Below are 17,410 nucleotides of genomic sequence, written 5' to 3' on the forward strand. Positions count from 1 at the left end.
GAATAGAGGTGGGTTCAGCCGGGAATTCCGGCGGCCAGCAGATCCACGAAGCTGACGTCCTCACGCGCGACGCCGAAGACCTCCGCGCGCAGCATGGTCCGCTCGGCCCAGGCTCGGTGCGGCTTCACCTCGTTCATCTTGTTGGTGTACGCCGATCTCAGCACGCCCCCGCCGCCGCGCTCCGGCCGCAGGATGTCGACGGCGTCGCTGTACTCCTCGTGACTGACGACGGACAGCGCGTGCACCGCCGGCACATGGGAGGGGTGGATGCACGTCTTCCCCAGCAGCCCGTTGGCCTGGTCGAGGGAGATCTCCCGCAGCAACCCGTCCATCGCGTGCTCAATCAGTTTCTCGCGCAGCTCGACGGCCTGCCCCTCCAGGAACGGGCTGGTCCGCAGCATCGGCTTGAACATGCGTTCGGGGACGCGGAAGTACTCCCACACCGGTCCGGTCACCGTGTACCCGGTGCCGTCGGCCCGGCCGAGCATGTTCACGACGTCGGCGATCACGGAGGCGACGATCTGGACGTCGTAGGCGGTCATGTCGGGCGCGCGCCGCAGTCCGTACGCGGAGCAGAAGTCGGTGACGCCGAGGCGCAGCGCGAGCACCCGGTCCCGGTACTTGTCGACGGCGCGGGCGATGCCCTCCAGGGCGTCCACGCGGGACTCCCGGTACATGAGCTCGGGCGTCTCCAGCACGGGCATGCCGAACAGCCGCCGCCCGCCGGCGGTCTCCGCGGCGGTCAGGGCCTCCAGGAAGGGGATGCCGCGTTCCTCGGTGAACTTGGGGAACACGAACCCGGACAGCAGCCGCACGGCCGGGCCCAGGCGCCGGACGAGGTCGGGAATCTGCTCGGGCGTACGCACCCGGACGAAGAGCAACGGCAGGGCCGTGCCCGTTCGCCCGGCGAGGTCGGCGAACTGCCGGACGAGGTTCTCCTCGCCCGCCGCGACGTCCTCGTCGCCGATGGAGTCCTCCAGGCACAGCACCATCGAGACCACGCCGCTCTTCGCCTGCTTGACGATGTCGTCGGCGAGCCGCGGCCGGGTGGCCGGGCTGTAGAGCGTGGCGCCCAGGGCCGCGGAGAGCAGCCGGGCCGGGGAGTCGGCGGAGAACTCGCACGACTCCTGGTGGAAGAGGCGCTGCCGCACCTCTGGGGCGATGTGCCCGAAATGACGCATAGAACTCCCCCGTGATGCCTCAGCGGTCCCTGTGACCCGTTCACAGGTGGCCGGTAATAGTACGTAGATACCCATGTCAGGGGTTCCCGACGGGCATGAATTTCTGGTAACGCGGACAAACACTCCCGCGCACGGCCGCGCGTACCCCCGCGTTGTCGTGCCCAGGACGGAGAAGGCAGGATGACGGCATGACGCACGCGATGTTGAAGGGGTCGAACGTCCCGCTCGAAGCCACGACGGTACGCGCCGTGCTGCGCTGGACGCCCGGGCAGGGGGTCCCGGATGTCGATGCCTCGGCTCTGCTCCTCGGCCCCGAAGGTCGTGTGCGCTCCGACGAGGACTTCGTCTTCTACAACCAGCCCCGGCACCCCTCGGGGAAGGTCTGGCGGCTCGGCAAGAAGCGGCTCGCCGAGGGTCTCACCGACACCATCCAGACAGATCTCGCCGGTGTCGAGTCCGGCGTCGGCCAGATTCTGCTGGTCGCTTCGGCGGACGGTGTCGCCTTCGACCGCGTACGGGATCTGCGCATCCTGCTGTACGACGCGACGGCCGTCGACGCCGATCCGCTGGCGTACTTCGACATCAAGCCGGAGACGGGCCAGGAGACCGCCCTGATCTGCGGCGAGCTGTACCGCCGCGGCGAGGGCTGGAAGTTCCGCGCGCTCGGCGAGGGCTACTCGAACGGCCTCAAGGGCCTGGCCACGGACTTCGGCATCTCGGTGGACGAGTCGGACACCCTGGACGGCCCCGCCCCGGCCCCCGAGGTCTCCCAGCCGCTACCCCCCGAGCAGCCGACGACCACGGTCCCGCCGCAGCCGTCCTACGGCTACCCCCAACAGCCCCCGCCGACCCAGCCGGCATACGGCTACCCCCAGCCCACCAGCCAGCCGGCCACGGCCCAGTCGGGCTACGGCTACCCGCCCCCGGTGACAGCGCCCCAGCACGAGGGCTTCCGCCTGCCACCACAGGGCCCGCAGTTCATCGGGCGGTAAGGGATACGCCCCAAAGGGGCGCGGGGCTGTGTCGATATGCGGCTCCGCCGCGGGGCGCGACCAGCCACACCCGCAGCCGCAAACGGACACGCGGCCCCGAGCCAGTGGGCGCACTGGCCAAGACCCAGCGTCAGCGTTCCGCCTTGGTCTTGTAGCCGCGCCCCCACTGCAACCCCCACCCGAACAACCGATCCAGCTCGGCCTGGAACCCGTAGACGAACTTCACCTCACGGCGCACCCAGAGCTCCCCCTTCACGTTCTCGATCATCACCACCGCACACGACCGAGCCTGCGGATGCCGCTCGTCGAGACCTATCTCGATCCGCGGCCCATTGCTCGGATACAGCGTGACGATCGCGTGCGTACGGTCGAACGCCGGCGTCTGGTCATAGATGTACACAAAGACCAGCAGCCGCTTGATCTCCTCCCGGTGATCAAGGTTGACGTACATCGTCTCCCCGGACGCCGACCCGAACCGGTCGTCCCCGCTGAGCTTCACGTACGGCGGCGAGTTCACGTCCCCGAGGAACCCGCCGAGCGGCTGCACGACCCCCTTCGTCCCGTCGGCCAGCTCATACAGGCACCCGAGGTCGAGGTCCACGTTGACCATGCTCTGGCTGTGCCCGAGCACCTCCGGCGGCTTGAGCGCCTTGAAGGGATGCCGCAACAGGCTCTCCCGCTGCGATCCTCCGATGTCCGACGTCCGCATCCGCCAGGCCAGGTTGACCCGGAGATGCCCGGTCGCCGCGCCCTGTTTGGTGAGCGAGACCCGGTCGTGCCGCTTCGTCAGCTCGATCGAGTTCGACGACGCGCTGCCCGAGTCGAACTCGGCCGCCCGGCCACGCCAGAGTCCGTCCAAGAAGCCCATTCCGCCCCCACGTCCCACGTAAGAACCGCGTTCACCACGAAAGAACCGCGTTCACTTGGAAAAACCGACGGGGCGGCCGGCGTCCGGCCGCCCCGCACAGAGCGTTCCTCACCCACGGGGTTGTCACACCCCGGACGAGACCTCAGTCTTCTCGTCCGAGGTCTCCGCTTTTCCCTCCGCGGCCGCCAGCGCGCGGTTGCGGCGCACCGAGGACCAGAAGGACCAGCCGATCAGGACCACGCCGACCAGGCCGGTGATGATCTCGTTGATCTCGTACTGGATGGTGACCAGCAGGATCATGGCGAGCGCGCCGATCGCGTAGTGCGCGCCGTGCTCCAGGTAGACGTAGTCGTCGAGGGTGCCCTGGCGCACGAGGTACACGGTCAGCGAACGGACGTACATCGCACCGATACCGAGACCCAGCGCCATCAGGACGATGTCGTTGGTGATGGCGAAGGCGCCGATCACGCCGTCGAAGGAGAAGGACGCGTCCAGGACCTCGAGGTAGAGGAACATGAAGAACGCGGCCTTGCCGGCCATGGCGACCGCCGAGCGGGGCTTGCCGGTGCGCTCGGCCTCTTCCTCGGCCTCGTGCTCGCGCTCCTCCTCTTCTTCGAGCTTGTCCTCGAAGTAGCCGGAGAGTCCACCCACGATCATGTACGTGATCAGGCCGCCGATACCGGCAAGCAGGACCGTCTCCGCCTTGTCGACGTGCGCACCGCCGTGCTGGTGGGCGTTGGTCGCGAAGGTCAGCGCCGAGATCAGCAGGACGACCAGCGCGATGCAGACCGACAGCATGTCGACCTTGCCGAGCTTGGCGAGCGGGCGCTCCACCCAGCCGAGCCACTTGATGTCCCGGTCCTCGAAGATGAAGTCCAGGAAGATCATCAGCAGGAACATGCCACCGAACGCGGCGATCGCCGGGTGGGCGTCGGTGACGAGTTCCTGGTAACGGTCCTTGTCGCTGAGCGCGAGGTCGACCGCCTCGATCGGGCCGAGCGACGCGCTGATCGCGACGATCACGACGGGGAAGACCAGTCGCATACCGAAGACGGCGATCAGAATGCCGATGGTGAGGAAGATCTTCTGCCAGAAGGCATTCATCTTCTTCAGGATTCCGGCGTTGACCACCGCGTTGTCGAACGACAGCGAGATCTCGAGGACGGAGAGGATCGCCACGATGCCGAAGGCGGTCCACCCCCCGAAGAGGACCGCTGCAACCAGGCCGAGCGCGGTGACCGCGAACGACCAGCCGAAGGTTTTCAGAACCACTGGCTACCCAATCCTATGTGTACGGGGCTCCACCGCGCCGCACTCGGCTTTACGAAGACTTTGAAGCCGAAGTCTAGTCGGCTCCCCCTCGCACCCCACCGGGCCCCGGCTTTTGCTCATATCGCGTTATGAGACGTTGACTCCGAAGTCCAGCGCGATGCCCCTGAGGCCCGACGCGTACCCCTGTCCCACCGCTCGGAACTTCCATTCTCCCTGGTAGCGGTAGACCTCGCCGAAGATCATGGCGGTCTCGGTGGAGGCGTCCTCGCTCAGGTCGTAGCGGGCGAGTTCCTGGCCGTCGGCCTGGTTCACGACGCGGATGAACGCGTTGGAGACCTGGCCGAAGGTCTGGCCGCGCTCGTCGGCCATATGGATGGAGACCGGGAAGACGATCTTGTCGCAGTGGGCCGGCACCTTGGAGAGATCGATCAGGATCGACTCGTCGTCGCCGTCGCCCTCACCGGTGAGGTTGTCGCCGGTGTGCTCCACCGAGCCGTCCGGGCTCTTGAGCTGGTTGTAGAAGACGAACCACTCATCGCCCAGGACCCGTCCGCTGTTGCACATCAGGGCGCTGGCGTCGAGGTCGAAGTCGGCTCCGGTGGTGGAGCGCGCGTCCCAGCCGAGCCCGATCACCACCTGAGTGAGGTTGGGTGCGGCCTTGGACAGGGAGACGTTGCCTCCCTTGGCGAGCGTGACGCCCATGATGCTGGTCCTCCCCAGGTAGTGCTTCTTTGGTTGTCCTGCGCATCCGGCGCCGCACCCAAACGGTGCGGCGCCGGACTCAGCCAGTGGCGTCCTGGACCTTCACGCCTGGGTCGAGGGAACTCAGACGTTCACACCGAAGTCCTGCGCGATGCCGCGCAGACCCGACGCGTAGCCCTGGCCGATGGCGCGGAACTTCCACTCCGCGCCGTGCCGGTACAGCTCGCCGAAGACCATCGCGGTCTCGGTGGAGGCGTCCTCCGAGAGGTCGTAGCGCGCGATCTCGGCGCCGCCGGCCTGGTTCACGACACGGATGAACGCGTTGCGGACCTGGCCGAAGGACTGCTGACGGTTCTCGGCGTCGTAGATCGACACCGGGAAGACGATCTTCTCGACGTCGGCCGGGACGCCCGCGAGGTTGATCTTGATCTGCTCGTCGTCGCCCTCGCCCTCACCGGTGAGGTTGTCACCGGTGTGCTCGACGGAGCCGTCGGCGCTCTTGAGGTTGTTGAAGAAGACGAAGTTCGCGTCGCTGCCGACCTTGCCCTCCGGGTTCAGCAGCAGCGCGCTGGCGTCCAGGTCGAAGTCGGTGCCGGTCGTGGTGCGGATGTCCCACCCCAGACCGACGATGACCGCGGTCAGACCGGGCGCTTCCTTGCTCAGTGATACGTTGCCGCCCTTGCTGAGGCTGACTCCCACGAGTCCTCCATTGGTGTCCAGGGGCGGGGAGCCCCGCCGTGCGTTTGATATCGGATCAACGAGTCGATCCTAGTGACGGGTTCCCGTAGCACGCAGGCCTTGGTGCCGAAGAATCACAGGTGTCGGTCACCAGAGGGATCGGACGGGATCAGAGGGTGTCGAGCGCCTTGACGTACTCGCTCAGGTCGCGCGCGTCCGGCAGGGCGTTGACGACGGTCCAGCGCACGACGCCCTCCTTGTCGATGACGAAGGTGCCGCGCACCGCGCAGCCCTTGTCCTCGGCGAAGACGCCGTAGGCGCGGCTGACCTCGCCGTGCGGCCAGAAGTCGCTGAGCAGCGGGTACTCCAGGCCCTCCTGCTCGGCGAAGACGCGCAGGGTGTGGATGGAGTCGTTGGAGACGGCGAGCACCTGGGTGTCGCGGTCGGAGAACTGCGGCAGGTTGTCGCGCACCTCGCACAGCTCGCCGGTGCACACGCCGGTGAAGGCGAAGGGGTAGAAGAGCAGGACGACGTTCTTGGAGCCGCGGAAGTCGGAGAGCTTCACGGTGGCGCCGTGGTTGTCCTTGAGCTCGAAGTCGGGGGCCTTGTCGCCGACCTGGATCGCCATCGCGTGGATGTCCCTTCGGTGGGGGCTGTTCGGGTGGCACCCACCCTATGCAGCGACCACCGGGGCCCGTGCAGGAGGCCGGGCCGGGCCTGTCGGCCCGGCCCGGCACCGCCACCGGTTACTTCTTGGACTTGGCGGCCTTCGGCGTCACCAGACGGCTGCCGCTCCAGTCCTTGCCGACGCTGACGCTCTTGGACGCCGACAGACCCGCCGTGGTCGCGGCTTCCGAGATGTCGCTGGGCTCCACGTAGCCGTCACGGCCGGTCTTCGGCGTGAGAAGCAGGATCGAGCCGCCCTCTTCGATGTACGTGGTGGCATCCACCAGCGCATCCGTCAGGTCGCCGTCCTCGTCGCGGAACCAGAGCACCACGGCATCGGCGACGTCGTCGTAGTCCTCATCCACGAGCTCGCTGCCTACGACTTCCTCAATGGCCTCGCGGAGTTCCTGGTCTACGTCGTCGTCGTAGCCGATCTCCTGGACCACCTGCTCGGGCTGGAACCCCAGCCTCACGGCAGGGCTCGTCTCCGCGTGGTCCGCGGTCGCGCTCACGGGTTGCCTCCTGATCATGTCTTGGGAATAACTCAGCCACGCGCGTGCGCGAAGCATTGGCCGTAGTCCACACGGGCGGGACGGATCGCGCAAGTACCCGGCCGTCCAGACCGCCGAAACGGTGACGATCCTGAACGTGTCACCGCAACTCCAGGCACACCCTCATCGTCTCAAGGTGACGCGCACCACACCAATCTGCCCCCTTTGTGAGTTTGGGAACCATGCGTGGGCACTCAGCCGTTTACCAGACCCACGGTTACCCCACAGTAGAGATGACGTTTGGTCCCCCGAGGTACACGATGGGGAGCGGTGCAGGCACTGAGAAACCCCAGAAACACAGCCCTCTGACAGGTAAGGAACAGCGTGGCTTCCGGATCCGATCGCAACCCGATCATCATTGGCGGCCTTCCGAGTCAGGTTCCTGACTTCGATCCCGAGGAAACCCAGGAGTGGCTCGACTCCCTCGACGCCGCCGTGGACGAGCGCGGCCGGGAGCGGGCCCGCTATCTGATGCTGCGGCTGATCGAGCGGGCCCGCGAGAAGCGCGTGGCCGTGCCCGAGATGCGCAGCACGGACTACGTCAACACGATCCCCACGAAGAGCGAGCCCTTCTTCCCGGGCAACGAGGAGATCGAGCGCAGGATCCTCAACGCCACCCGGTGGAACGCGGCCGTGATGGTCTCGCGCGCCCAGCGGCCCGGCATCGGCGTCGGCGGCCACATCGCCACCTTCGCGTCCTCCGCCTCGCTCTACGACGTGGGCTTCAACCACTTCTTCCGTGGCAAGGACGAGGGCGACGGCGGCGACCAGGTCTTCTTCCAGGGGCACGCCTCTCCGGGCATCTACGCGCGCGCCTTCCTGCTGGACCGGCTGGACGAGCAGAACCTCGACGCCTTCCGGCAGGAGAAGTCGAAGGCGCCGCACGGGCTGTCCAGCTACCCGCACCCGCGGCTGATGCCGGACTTCTGGGAGTTCCCGACGGTGTCGATGGGGCTCGGCCCGATCGGCGCGATCTACCAGGCGCGGATGAACCGCTACATGGAGGCGCGCGGCATCGCCGACACCTCCAAGTCGCATGTGTGGGCGTTCCTGGGCGACGGCGAGATGGACGAGCCGGAGTCGCTCGGCCAGCTGTCCATCGCCGCGCGCGAGGGCCTGGACAACCTCACCTTCGTCGTGAACTGCAACCTGCAGCGCCTCGACGGCCCGGTGCGCGGCAACGGCAAGGTCATCCAGGAGCTGGAGTCGATCTTCCGCGGTGCCGGCTGGAACGTCATCAAGCTGATCTGGGACCGCAGCTGGGACCCGCTGCTCGCGCAGGACCGCGACGGCATCCTGGTCAACCGGATGAACACCACGCCGGACGGCCAGTTCCAGACGTACGCCACCGAGACCGGCGCCTACATCCGCGACCACTTCTTCGGTGACGACCAGCGGCTGCGCGCGATGGTCGAGGGCATGACCGACGACCAGATCCTGCACCTGGGCCGCGGCGGTCACGACCACAAGAAGATCTTCGCGGCGTACTCGGCGGCCCGCGCCCACAAGGGCCAGCCGACGGTGATCCTCGCCAAGACGATCAAGGGCTGGACACTCGGGCCCAACTTCGAGGGCCGCAACGCCACGCACCAGATGAAGAAGCTGACGGTCGACGACCTCAAGCGCTTCCGCGACCGGCTGCACCTGCCGATCGCCGACAAGGACCTGGAGAGCGGGCTCCCGCCGTACTACCACCCCGGGCGGGACTCCGAGGAGATCCAGTACATGCACGACCGCCGCAAGGGGCTCGGCGGTTACGTCCCGACGCGTGTCGTGCGCTCCAAGCCGCTGGCACTTCCGGACGACAAGACGTACGCGACCGTGAAGAAGGGCACGGGCCAGCAGTCGATCGCGACGACCATGGCCTTCGTCCGTCTCCTCAAGGACCTCATGCGGGACAAGGAGATCGGCAGGCGGTTCGTGCTGATCGCGCCGGACGAGTACCGCACGTTCGGCATGGACTCCTTCTTCCCGAGCGCGAAGATCTACAACCCGCTCGGCCAGCAGTACGAGGCGGTGGACCGCGATCTGCTGCTCGCCTACAAGGAGTCGCCGCAGGGCCAGATGCTGCACGACGGCATCTCCGAGGCGGGCTGTACGGCCTCGCTGATCGCGGCGGGTTCGGCGTACGCCACGCACGGCGAACCTCTGATCCCCGTCTACGTCTTCTACTCGATGTTCGGTTTCCAGCGCACCGGCGACCAGTTCTGGCAGATGTCGGACCAGCTGGCGCGCGGTTTCGTGCTGGGCGCGACCGCCGGCCGCACGACGCTGACCGGTGAGGGCCTGCAGCACGCCGACGGCCACTCGCAGCTGCTCGCCTCGACCAACCCGGGCTGTGTGGCGTACGACCCGGCGTACGGGTTCGAGATCGCGCACATCGTGCAGGACGGTCTGCGGCGGATGTACGGCGGCGACGCCGAACACCCGCACGGCGAGGACGTCTTCTACTACCTCACCGTCTACAACGAGCCGATCCAGCACCCGGCCGAGCCGGAGAACGTCGACGTCGAGGGCATCCTCAAGGGCGTCCACCGCTTCAGCGAGGGCACGGCCGGGTCGATCCCGGCGCAGATCATCGCCTCCGGTGTGGCCGTGCCGTGGGCGGTCGAGGCGCAGAAGATCCTCGCCGAGGAGTGGAACGTCAGGGCCGACGTCTGGTCGGCGACCTCCTGGAACGAGCTGCGGCGCGATGCCGTGGAGTGCGAGGAGCACAACCTGCTGCATCCCGAGGAGGAGCAGCGGGTGCCGTACGTGACGCGCAAGCTGAGCGGCGCCGAGGGGCCGTTCGTGGCCGTCTCCGACTGGATGCGGTCGGTGCCGGACCAGATCTCCCGGTGGGTGCCGGGCACGTACCAGTCGCTGGGTGCGGACGGCTTCGGCTTCGCCGACACCCGTGGTGCGGCCCGCCGCTTCTTCCACATCGACGCGCAGTCGATCGTGGTGGGCGTGCTGACGGAGCTGGCGAAGGAGGGGAAGGTGGACCGGTCGGTGCTGAAGCAGGCGATCGACCGCTACCAGCTGCTCGATGTGTCGGCGGCCGATCCGGGGGCCGCGGGAGGCGACGCGTAGCGTCTCGACCGGCGTCAACGGCCGATGGGGTGGTGTGCCCGTGGGTGAGCAATGTGACCTGCGGGATACACCACCCCTTCACATTTCCTACGATGCGGCCATGAAGGTAGCTCCCGCACAAGTCCGTTGGGAACGGCGCACCCAGCGGCCGCTGTTCGGTCTGGCTCTGGCGTTCGCCGTGGCCTACGCCGTGCCGATCGTCGACCCGGACGCGAGCCATGAGGTGGTGTCCGCGTGCCTCTCGGTGGAGTGGGTGGTGTGGGGCGCGTTCGCGCTGGACTACGTCATCCGGCTCGTCCTCGCCGAGCGGCGCGCGGAGTTCGTGCGCGGTCACTGGCTCGACCTGTGCGCGGTGGTGCTGCCGCTGGTGCAGCCGCTGCGGTTGCTGCGGCTCGTGTCCACGCTGCTGCTCGTCGGGCAGCGGGCGCGGATGGCGTCGCAGGTGCGGCTGACGACGTATGTCGCCGGGTCGGTGGTCGGGTTGTTGATGTTCGGGTCGCTGGCGGTGCTGTCCGTCGAGCGGGACTCGCCGAACGGGAACATCAAGACGCTGGGTGACGCGGTGTGGTGGTCGTTCACGACGATGACGACCGTGGGGTACGGCGATCACGCGCCGACCACCGGCGTGGGGCGGATGCTCGCGGTGGGGCTGATGCTCTCGGGGATCGCGCTGCTGGGTGTGGTGACCGCGAACATCGCCGCGTGGTTCATAGCGCGGTTCGAGATGGACGACGTGGAGGAGCGGCGCCAGACGGAGGCGATACGGGTACTGACGGAGGAGGTACGGGCGCTGCGAGCGGAGGTCGCTTCGCTGTCGGGGGCGGGGGTCCCGGGGCAGGTGGGCGAGGAGAAGGTGCGTTAGCCGGTTGATTCGTAGGTGCGCGGCGTCGGTGCGGGCGCCCTTCGCCCCCGCCGCCCCTACCCGTCCCGTCCCCGGGGGCTGCCACCCCCGGACCCCCGCTTCGGCCCTGAAGGGGCCTCGTCCTCAAACGCCGGACGGGCTGAAAAGCCGGGACCGGCGTTGAGAAGTGTCGCCGTTGGCGCCGTGAAGTGGCCGTCGCTCGGGCCGACGCGGGCGTGCCGACCCAAGGGGCGCGGGGAACTGCGCGACCAGCCACCCCACGCCCCGCAGTCCGCAGCCGGCCTCGGCCCCTACGGCGCAGCCGCACCGGCCCAGCCAGCCGCAGGCTAGATGTGCGCGGCGCCCGCGCCCGCCTCCGCGTTCTCGCCCCGCTTGGTGAGGAAGGCCACGAAGACCGCCACGACCGCCACCCCCGCGGCGACCAGCGACGCCAGGCTCATGCCCGAGATGAAGGTGTCGTGCGCGACGTCCGTGATCTTCGCGGCGATGGCGTCCGGGGTGCCCGGAGCCAAGGGGGCCACGCCCACCTGGACCGCCTCGGAGGCCTGGGCCTCCTGGGCCGCCGTCAGCGGCGGGAGCCCCGCGGACGTCCAGTTGCCGGCGAGGTCGCTGTCGACCTTGGATGCCATCACGGCGCCCAGGACGGCCGTACCGAGGCTGCCGCCGATCTGCATCGCGGCCTGCTGGAGACCGCCGGCCACGCCGGACAGCTCCATGGGCGCGTTGCCGACGATGACCTCCGTGGCACCGACCATGACCGGCGCGAGGCCGAGGCCGAGCAGGGCGAACCAGAGCGACATGATGCCGCTGCCGGTGTCCGTCTGAAGCGTGGACATGCCGTACATGGCGATCGCGGTGGCCGCCATGCCGCCCGCCAGCGGAACACGCGGGCCCAGCTTGGTGATCATCGCACCCGCGAGCGGGGAGCCGACGATCATCATGCCGGTGAGGGGCAGGAGGTGCAGACCCGCGTCGATCGGGCTCATGCCGTGGACGTTCTGGAGGTAGAACGTCACGAAGAACAGGCCGCCCATGAAGGCGATGGCCATCAGGACCATCAGGACGACGCCCGCGGAGAGCGGGACCGAACGGAACAGCGCCAGCGGGATCAGCGGCTCCTTCACCTTCGTCTCCCAGAAGGCGAAGAGCGCGAAGCCCAGCACCGACCCGGCTATGAACAGCCACGTCTGCCCGGCGCCCCAGCCCCACTCCGGGGCCTTGATCAGGGCCCAGACCAGGCAGAACATCGCCGCCGACAGCAGGGCTATGCCCAGGACGTCGAAGGAGCGCGGGGCGTTCTCGGCGCGGTGGTCGAGCAGGATCAGCACGCCGAGGACGACGGCGAGGATGCCGACCGGCACGTTGATGAAGAACACCGACTGCCAGTTGACGTGCTCGACGAGGACACCGCCGAGGATCGGGCCGCCCGCGGTGGACGCGCCGATGACCATGCCCCAGATACCGATGGCCATGTTGAGCTTCTCGGCCGGGAAGGTCGCCCGCAGCAGGCCGAGCGCGGCCGGCATCAGCAGCGCGCCGAACAGGCCCTGGAAGACGCGGAAGACGACGACCGCGGCGATGCTGCTGGACAGCCCGATCGCACCGGAGGCGGCGGCGAAGCCGACCACGCCGATCAGGAAGGTCTGGCGGTGCCCGAACCGGTCGCCGAGCTTGCCGGCGGTGATCAGGGCGACGGCCAGGGCGAGGAAGTAGCCGTTGGTGATCCACTGCACCTCGGCGAAGGTGGCGCCGAGGTCCTTCTGGATCGCCGGGTTGGCGATGGCCACGATGGTGCCGTCGAGGGCCACCATCATGACCCCCACTGCGACGGTGATCAGGGTGAACCAGGGGTGGCCGCGCAGTCCCTTGGCCGGCGCCGCGTCCGACGGAGCTGCTGGTGCCTTGCCCCCCGACCCCGTCGTTTCGATGGTGGTCTGACTAGTCATGTGTTCGAGGCTAATGACAGCCGCTGACAATTGACAAACCAATTCACAAGTCGGTAACTGACACCTATGGAAACACTGCGCGAACGCAAGAAGCAGCGCACCCGGGACGCGCTGCTGCGCACCGCGCTGGAGCTCTTCACCACCCAGGGCTACGAGCACACCACCGTCGACGACATCGCCGGCGCCGTCGACGTCTCGCAGCGCACCTTCTTCCGCTACTTCGCCGGCAAGGAGGAGGCCGCCCTCGCGCTGCAGGACATCGCGGTCGAGCACTTCCTGGAGGCGGTGCGCGAGCGCCCGCCGCACGAGGCGCCGATGGAGGCGCTGCGGCAGGCCGTGCTGGAGGGCTGGGACACGCTCAACGAAGTGGTCGAGGCCGTCGTACCGATCGGGCTGTACCTGCGCATGTACCGGGTGATCGAGTCGACACCGGTCCTGCTCGCCGCCCATCTGCGGCGCTCGGCGGAGATCGAGGAGGCGATGGCGGGTATCCTCGCCGAGCGCGAAGGTGTCGACGTCGACGCCGATCCGAGGCCCCGGCTGGCGGTCGCCGTCTTCGGCGGGGTGATGCGACTGACGGAGCGTCAGTGGAGCGCGGGCGAGGACTTCAGTCTCGACGCCATGCGGGCGTTGGCCGTCTCACATCTCGAGCAGGTGGGTCCCGCACTCAGCGAGAGCTGGCGAACACGCTGAGGTCATGGGCGGGTTCACCCGGGCGTGATCGAAACGTGATACCTGTCACTTGGTTAACGCGAGACCCTCTCGTTCTCCTAGTGTGTCCTCCCAGTGACTTCCTTCGACACGTCCCCGCAACTGAACGTCTGGCGCGCACTGCTCGCGCTGGCCGTGGTGTTCGTGATGTTGGCGACCACCGGCTGGACCGCCATGCGCCACCACCGCAGCGCCACACCGCTCCAGGCCTCGCTCAGCGCCTGGGAGCACGGCAGCATCGCGGGACACCGTCTGCCGACGGCGGACTCCTCCCCCACCCGGCTCGCCCGCTTCTTCGCCTCGCTCACCGACCAGCAGCGCGGCACGCTCGCCGGCCGCTATCCGCTCGCGGTCGGCAACATGAACGGCGCCCCCGTCGAGCTGCGCTACCGCGCCAACCGCATCGCGCTCGACGAGGCACGCGAGGTCGAGCGCAAACGCATGCACGACAAGAGACTCACGCCCGACGGGCAGCGCGAGGCGGGCCGCCGTATGCATCGCTTCGAGGCGATGATGGCGCCGGACCGGCACATCCTCTCCTTCGACCCGGAGGGCTCCGGGCGTGCCGCGGAGGTGTTCGGTGATCTGACGAAGGCCGAGCGGATCTCGGTCGTCGTCCCGGGTGTCGACACCAACCTGCTGAATTTCCAGCGCACCAGCCGCAGGTACTCCGCGCCGGTCGGCATGGCGCAGTCCCTGTACGCGGCCGAGCGCACGGCGAGCCCTTCGACGCGTACGGCCGTGATCGCGTGGGCCGACTACACCGCGCCGGACGGCCTCGGCATCGACTCGGCGACCGCGATGCGGGCCGCGCCCGGGGCCGTACGCCTGAACGCGCTGGTGCGGGCACTGCCCGGCGACTCGCCGGTCTCCTTGTTCTGCCACAGCTACGGCTCGGTGCTGTGCGGTCTGGCCGCGCCCACCCTGCCGAAGCGGGTGGCCGACATAGCGGTGGCCGGCAGCCCCGGCATGCGGGTCGAGAAGGCCTCCCAGCTGCGCACGTCCGCGCAGGTGTGGGCGATGCGGGACGCGGACGACTGGGTCCAGGACGTGCCGTATCTCGAGGTCGGCGGGCTGGGGCACGGGGAGGACCCGGTGTCGGCGGTGTTCGGGGCACGGGTGCTGTCGGCGCAGGAGGCGAAGGGGCACGGCGGCTATTTCGAGCCGGGCACGGACAGTGTGGCGAACTTCGCCGAGATCGGGGTTGGCGCGTACGAGTCGGTGCGGTGTGCTGATGATGCCGAGGCCTGTCGGGCGGGTTTGTCCGACACGGCGTCGGCCGGACGCGCGTAGAGGCGCAGGAATTGCGGTCTGCGCGGGGTGGCGACGGAGGAGCACGTGCCGCATACGATGAGCCGCATGGGTGACGTACTGGCCGGATTTCATGCCGCCTGGGAGTTCGAGTCCGACTCCGTGCTCATCCGTTACGAACGGGGGATTCGAACTCCTAAGCTCTTTCAGGCGCTGGGCGAGCGGCGCGTGCCTCTTGAGGCGATCGCCGGGGTGACGCTGACGCCGGGGAAGCGCGGGACGGTGGTGCTGCGCATCGAGCCGCGTCCCGGTGCCGACCCGTTGCTGGAGGCAGCGGCGGGGCAGTTGAAGGACGGAGGCGATCCGTACCGGCTGGTGCTGCCGGCCGAGCGGGACGCTCTCGCCGAGTACTACGCCGACGAGTTGCGCGCGCAGCTGACGGAGACCGGGCCGGCGGAGGAGTTCCTCGTTGCCGCGCCCGATGTGCCGTTGCAGTTCAAGGCGTATGACGCGAAGGCGTCCTTCGACGGGAGCGTCGTTCGGTTCCGGTGGTTCTGGACGGGGGCGTCCTCGGCGAAGTGGAAGGCCGGGGACCAGAGTTTTCCGGTGGCCGAGCTGAGTGGGGTCGAGTGGCGGTCGCCTGAGGTGTTCGAGGGGCATCTACGGCTGTTGCGGCGGGACGCGGACGGCGATGCGCAGCCGGCGCAGGCGGATCAGGATCCGGCGGCTGTGGTGTTCGGGCTCGGGTACGGGCCGGTGCATGAGTCCTTGCCGTTCGCGGCGGCTGTGCTGGCGGCGGTTCGGGAGCGCTCGGCGACGCCGGCGGCTGTCCCGGCTGCGGCTGCGCCGCGGCGGGATCCTGCCGACATCGCCGAACGGATTCGTCACCTGGGGGAGCTGCATCAGGCGGGGCTGGTGACGGATGAGGAGTTCTCGGTGAAGAAGGCCGAGTTGTTGGCGGAGTTGTAGGACCAAGCGTCTGCCGAGTTCGGTTGTCGGTCGGCTGCGGGCCCGTTGTGGCTTGTCGCGCAGTTCCCCGCGCCCCTGAAGGCGTTGCAGCTCCCGGCGCCCAGAAGCCGGGGCCGTTTTACTCCCTGCCCGCCGATTTACTCCCTGCCCGCCGACGCGAAGGACATGTCCGCGTACCTGTCGCCCGTCACCTTCGCCGCGATCGGCTCCAGCAGGGCCAAGTCGTCCTCGCTCAGTACGATCCGCGTCGCCCCCACGTTCTCCTCCACCCGCGTCGGCTTGCGCGTGCCCGGGATCGGGACGATCGGGAGTCCGTGCACAGCTGCCTGCTGCTGGACCCACGCCAGGGCGATCTGCCCCAGGGAGGCTCCGTGGGACTCGGCGACCGTGCGGATCGGGTCCAGCAGGGCGGCGTTCGCCGCGGCGTTCTCGCCCGTGAAGCGGGGCTGTTGGCGGCGGAAGTCGTCGGCCGTCAGGTCCTCGGCCTTGGCGAAGGAACCCGTCAGGAAGCCACGGCCCAGCGGGGAGTACGGGACCAGGGTCACGCCCAGGTCACGGGCCGTCGGCACGACCTTCGGCTCGATGTCCCGGCTGAACAGGGACCACTCGGACTGCACGGCCGCGACGGGATGGACCGCGTGCGCGGCGCGCAGCTCGTCCGCCGTCACCTCGCTCAGGCCAAGGTGCTTGACCTTGCCCTCGCGGACCAGGTCGGCCATCGTGCCGACGGTCTCCTCTATGGGGACGTTCACGTCCCGGCGGTGCATGTAGTAGAGGTCGATCACGTCGACGTCCAGGCGGCGCAGGCTCGCCTCGACGGCCTGGCGGATGTACGGCGCGTCGTTGCGGATGACGCGGCGCGTGGGGTCGTCCGGCGGGATCGACAGGGCGAACTTGGTCGCGATGACGACCTCGTCGCGGTGCGCCTTGAAGAAGGGGGACAGGAACTTCTCGTTCTCGCCCGCGCCGTACGCGTCCGCCGTGTCGTAGAGGGTGACACCGAGCTCCAGTGCGCGCTCCAGGGTCGCCCTGGACTCGTCCGCGTCCGTGGGGCCGTACGCGAAGCTCATGCCCATGCAGCCGAGGCCCTGGACACCCACCTCGGGGCCCTCCGCGCCGAGTCGTGCCGTCGCGATCGTGCTGCTGTCCGTCATCCTGCCTTCTCCGTCTTCTCCTGCTCGTACGTCTTGTCCTGCTGGTACGTCTTGTCCTGCTCGTACAGGCGCCCCGCGTCCGCGTAGAAACTGATCTTCCGGTCGAGTACGGCGAGCGTGTCCTGCAGTTCGGCGATCCGGGCGAGGACGTCGCGGCGGGTCGTCTCCAGCAGTTCGAAACGCTCGCCGAAGGTGTGGTCGCCCTCGCGCACCAGCTCGGCGTACCGGACCATGTCGGCGACCGGCATGCCGGTCAGCCGCAGCTTGCCGACGAGGTCGAGCCAGTCCAGGTCCCGGTTGCTGTAGCGGCGCTGGCCGGTGTGCGAGCGGCCGATGTGCGGCATGAGGCCGATCCGCTCGTACCAGCGCAGGGTGTGGGCCGTCAGCCCGGTGAAGGCGACGACCTCGCTGATCGTGTAGCTGTCCTGGCCTTCCGGCCGCCGGTGCGGGTGCGGCGGGGCGGCGCAGCTGTCGGTCCTGGTACTCGTGGTCTCCATCACCGTCATGCGCTCCACGCTATGGCCTTGGAGTGCGC

The 17,410-nt window shown here is 68.6% G+C and carries 16 protein-coding genes; 6 read left to right on the forward strand and 10 right to left on the reverse strand.

What is annotated here, in order from left to right; genetic code table 11:
- Positions 1-14: 14 nt before the first annotated feature.
- A complete protein-coding gene (locus ABD932_RS09775; RefSeq protein WP_345010733.1) occupies positions 15-1,181 on the reverse strand; it encodes an HpcH/HpaI aldolase/citrate lyase family protein in 1,167 nt (388 codons plus the stop codon).
- A gap of 188 nt (positions 1,182-1,369) precedes the next feature.
- Between ABD932_RS09775 and ABD932_RS09780 the strand changes: the two genes are divergently transcribed.
- Complete coding sequence (locus ABD932_RS09780) at positions 1,370-2,173, forward strand: TerD family protein (protein ID WP_345010735.1); 804 nt, start codon at positions 1,370-1,372, stop codon at positions 2,171-2,173.
- Positions 2,174-2,303: 130 nt separating this feature from the next.
- Here the strand turns inward: ABD932_RS09780 and ABD932_RS09785 are convergent, their stop codons facing one another.
- From ABD932_RS09785 to ABD932_RS09810, 6 genes are all read right to left on the reverse strand, one after another.
- On the reverse strand, positions 2,304-3,041 hold the full coding sequence (locus ABD932_RS09785; RefSeq protein ID WP_126391912.1) for a TerD family protein: 738 nt from the start codon (positions 3,039-3,041) through the stop codon (positions 2,304-2,306).
- A gap of 123 nt (positions 3,042-3,164) precedes the next feature.
- The gene (locus ABD932_RS09790) at positions 3,165-4,313 is read right to left on the reverse strand and encodes a DUF475 domain-containing protein (protein WP_345010739.1); all 1,149 of its coding nucleotides are present in this window, start codon (positions 4,311-4,313) and stop codon (positions 3,165-3,167) included.
- A 126-nt stretch (positions 4,314-4,439) separates the two neighbouring features.
- Positions 4,440-5,015: a TerD family protein gene (locus tag ABD932_RS09795; RefSeq protein WP_345010741.1), complete on the reverse strand. Its 576-nt coding sequence runs from the start codon at positions 5,013-5,015 to the stop codon at positions 4,440-4,442.
- Positions 5,016-5,138: 123 nt separating this feature from the next.
- Complete coding sequence (locus ABD932_RS09800) at positions 5,139-5,714, reverse strand: calcium homeostasis/redox stress adaptation protein (RefSeq protein WP_345010743.1); 576 nt, start codon at positions 5,712-5,714, stop codon at positions 5,139-5,141.
- 148 nt (positions 5,715-5,862) lie between these two features.
- Positions 5,863-6,321, reverse strand: coding sequence for a peroxiredoxin (locus ABD932_RS09805; protein WP_062698231.1), 459 nt, complete (start codon positions 6,319-6,321; stop codon positions 5,863-5,865).
- Positions 6,322-6,439: 118 nt separating this feature from the next.
- Positions 6,440-6,871, reverse strand: coding sequence for a DUF3052 domain-containing protein (locus ABD932_RS09810; protein ID WP_175647390.1), 432 nt, complete (start codon positions 6,869-6,871; stop codon positions 6,440-6,442).
- 363 nt (positions 6,872-7,234) lie between these two features.
- Here ABD932_RS09810 and aceE point away from each other — a divergent pair, with 363 nt between their 5' ends.
- On the forward strand, positions 7,235-9,982 hold the full coding sequence (aceE, locus tag ABD932_RS09815) for a pyruvate dehydrogenase (acetyl-transferring), homodimeric type (RefSeq protein WP_345010750.1): 2,748 nt from the start codon (positions 7,235-7,237) through the stop codon (positions 9,980-9,982).
- Between the two features lie 100 nt (positions 9,983-10,082).
- On the forward strand, positions 10,083-10,844 hold the full coding sequence (locus ABD932_RS09820; RefSeq protein WP_345010752.1) for a potassium channel family protein: 762 nt from the start codon (positions 10,083-10,085) through the stop codon (positions 10,842-10,844).
- A gap of 326 nt (positions 10,845-11,170) precedes the next feature.
- Here ABD932_RS09820 and ABD932_RS09825 read toward each other — a convergent pair whose 3' ends face one another.
- Positions 11,171-12,790, reverse strand: coding sequence for an MFS transporter (locus tag ABD932_RS09825; RefSeq protein WP_345010754.1), 1,620 nt, complete (start codon positions 12,788-12,790; stop codon positions 11,171-11,173).
- 66 nt (positions 12,791-12,856) lie between these two features.
- On the opposite strand from ABD932_RS09825, the gene ABD932_RS09830 reads away from it, so the two are divergent.
- The 3 genes from ABD932_RS09830 to ABD932_RS09840 all read left to right on the forward strand — a co-directional run bounded on the left by ABD932_RS09830 (position 12,857) and on the right by ABD932_RS09840 (position 15,721).
- Entirely contained in the window at positions 12,857-13,483 is a 627-nt protein-coding gene (locus tag ABD932_RS09830; RefSeq protein ID WP_345010756.1) for a TetR family transcriptional regulator, read from the forward strand.
- Between the two features lie 93 nt (positions 13,484-13,576).
- The gene (locus ABD932_RS09835) at positions 13,577-14,794 is read left to right on the forward strand and encodes an alpha/beta hydrolase (protein WP_345010758.1); all 1,218 of its coding nucleotides are present in this window, start codon (positions 13,577-13,579) and stop codon (positions 14,792-14,794) included.
- 57 nt (positions 14,795-14,851) lie between these two features.
- On the forward strand, positions 14,852-15,721 hold the full coding sequence (locus tag ABD932_RS09840; protein WP_345011477.1) for a DUF4429 domain-containing protein: 870 nt from the start codon (positions 14,852-14,854) through the stop codon (positions 15,719-15,721).
- Between the two features lie 137 nt (positions 15,722-15,858).
- Here ABD932_RS09840 and ABD932_RS09845 read toward each other — a convergent pair whose 3' ends face one another.
- Together ABD932_RS09845 and ABD932_RS09850 are read right to left on the reverse strand one after the other, a co-directional pair.
- Entirely contained in the window at positions 15,859-16,875 is a 1,017-nt protein-coding gene (locus ABD932_RS09845; RefSeq protein WP_345010760.1) for an aldo/keto reductase, read from the reverse strand.
- Positions 16,872-17,381, reverse strand: a complete 510-nt coding sequence (locus tag ABD932_RS09850) for a MerR family transcriptional regulator (protein ID WP_345010762.1) — start codon at positions 17,379-17,381, stop codon at positions 16,872-16,874. The genes ABD932_RS09845 and ABD932_RS09850 overlap by 4 nt, the downstream gene beginning before the upstream one ends.
- Positions 17,382-17,410: the final 29 nt, after the last annotated feature.

The sequence above is a fragment of the Streptomyces shaanxiensis genome (genome assembly GCF_039537145.1).
Lineage (GTDB): Bacteria > Actinomycetota > Actinomycetes > Streptomycetales > Streptomycetaceae > Streptomyces > Streptomyces shaanxiensis.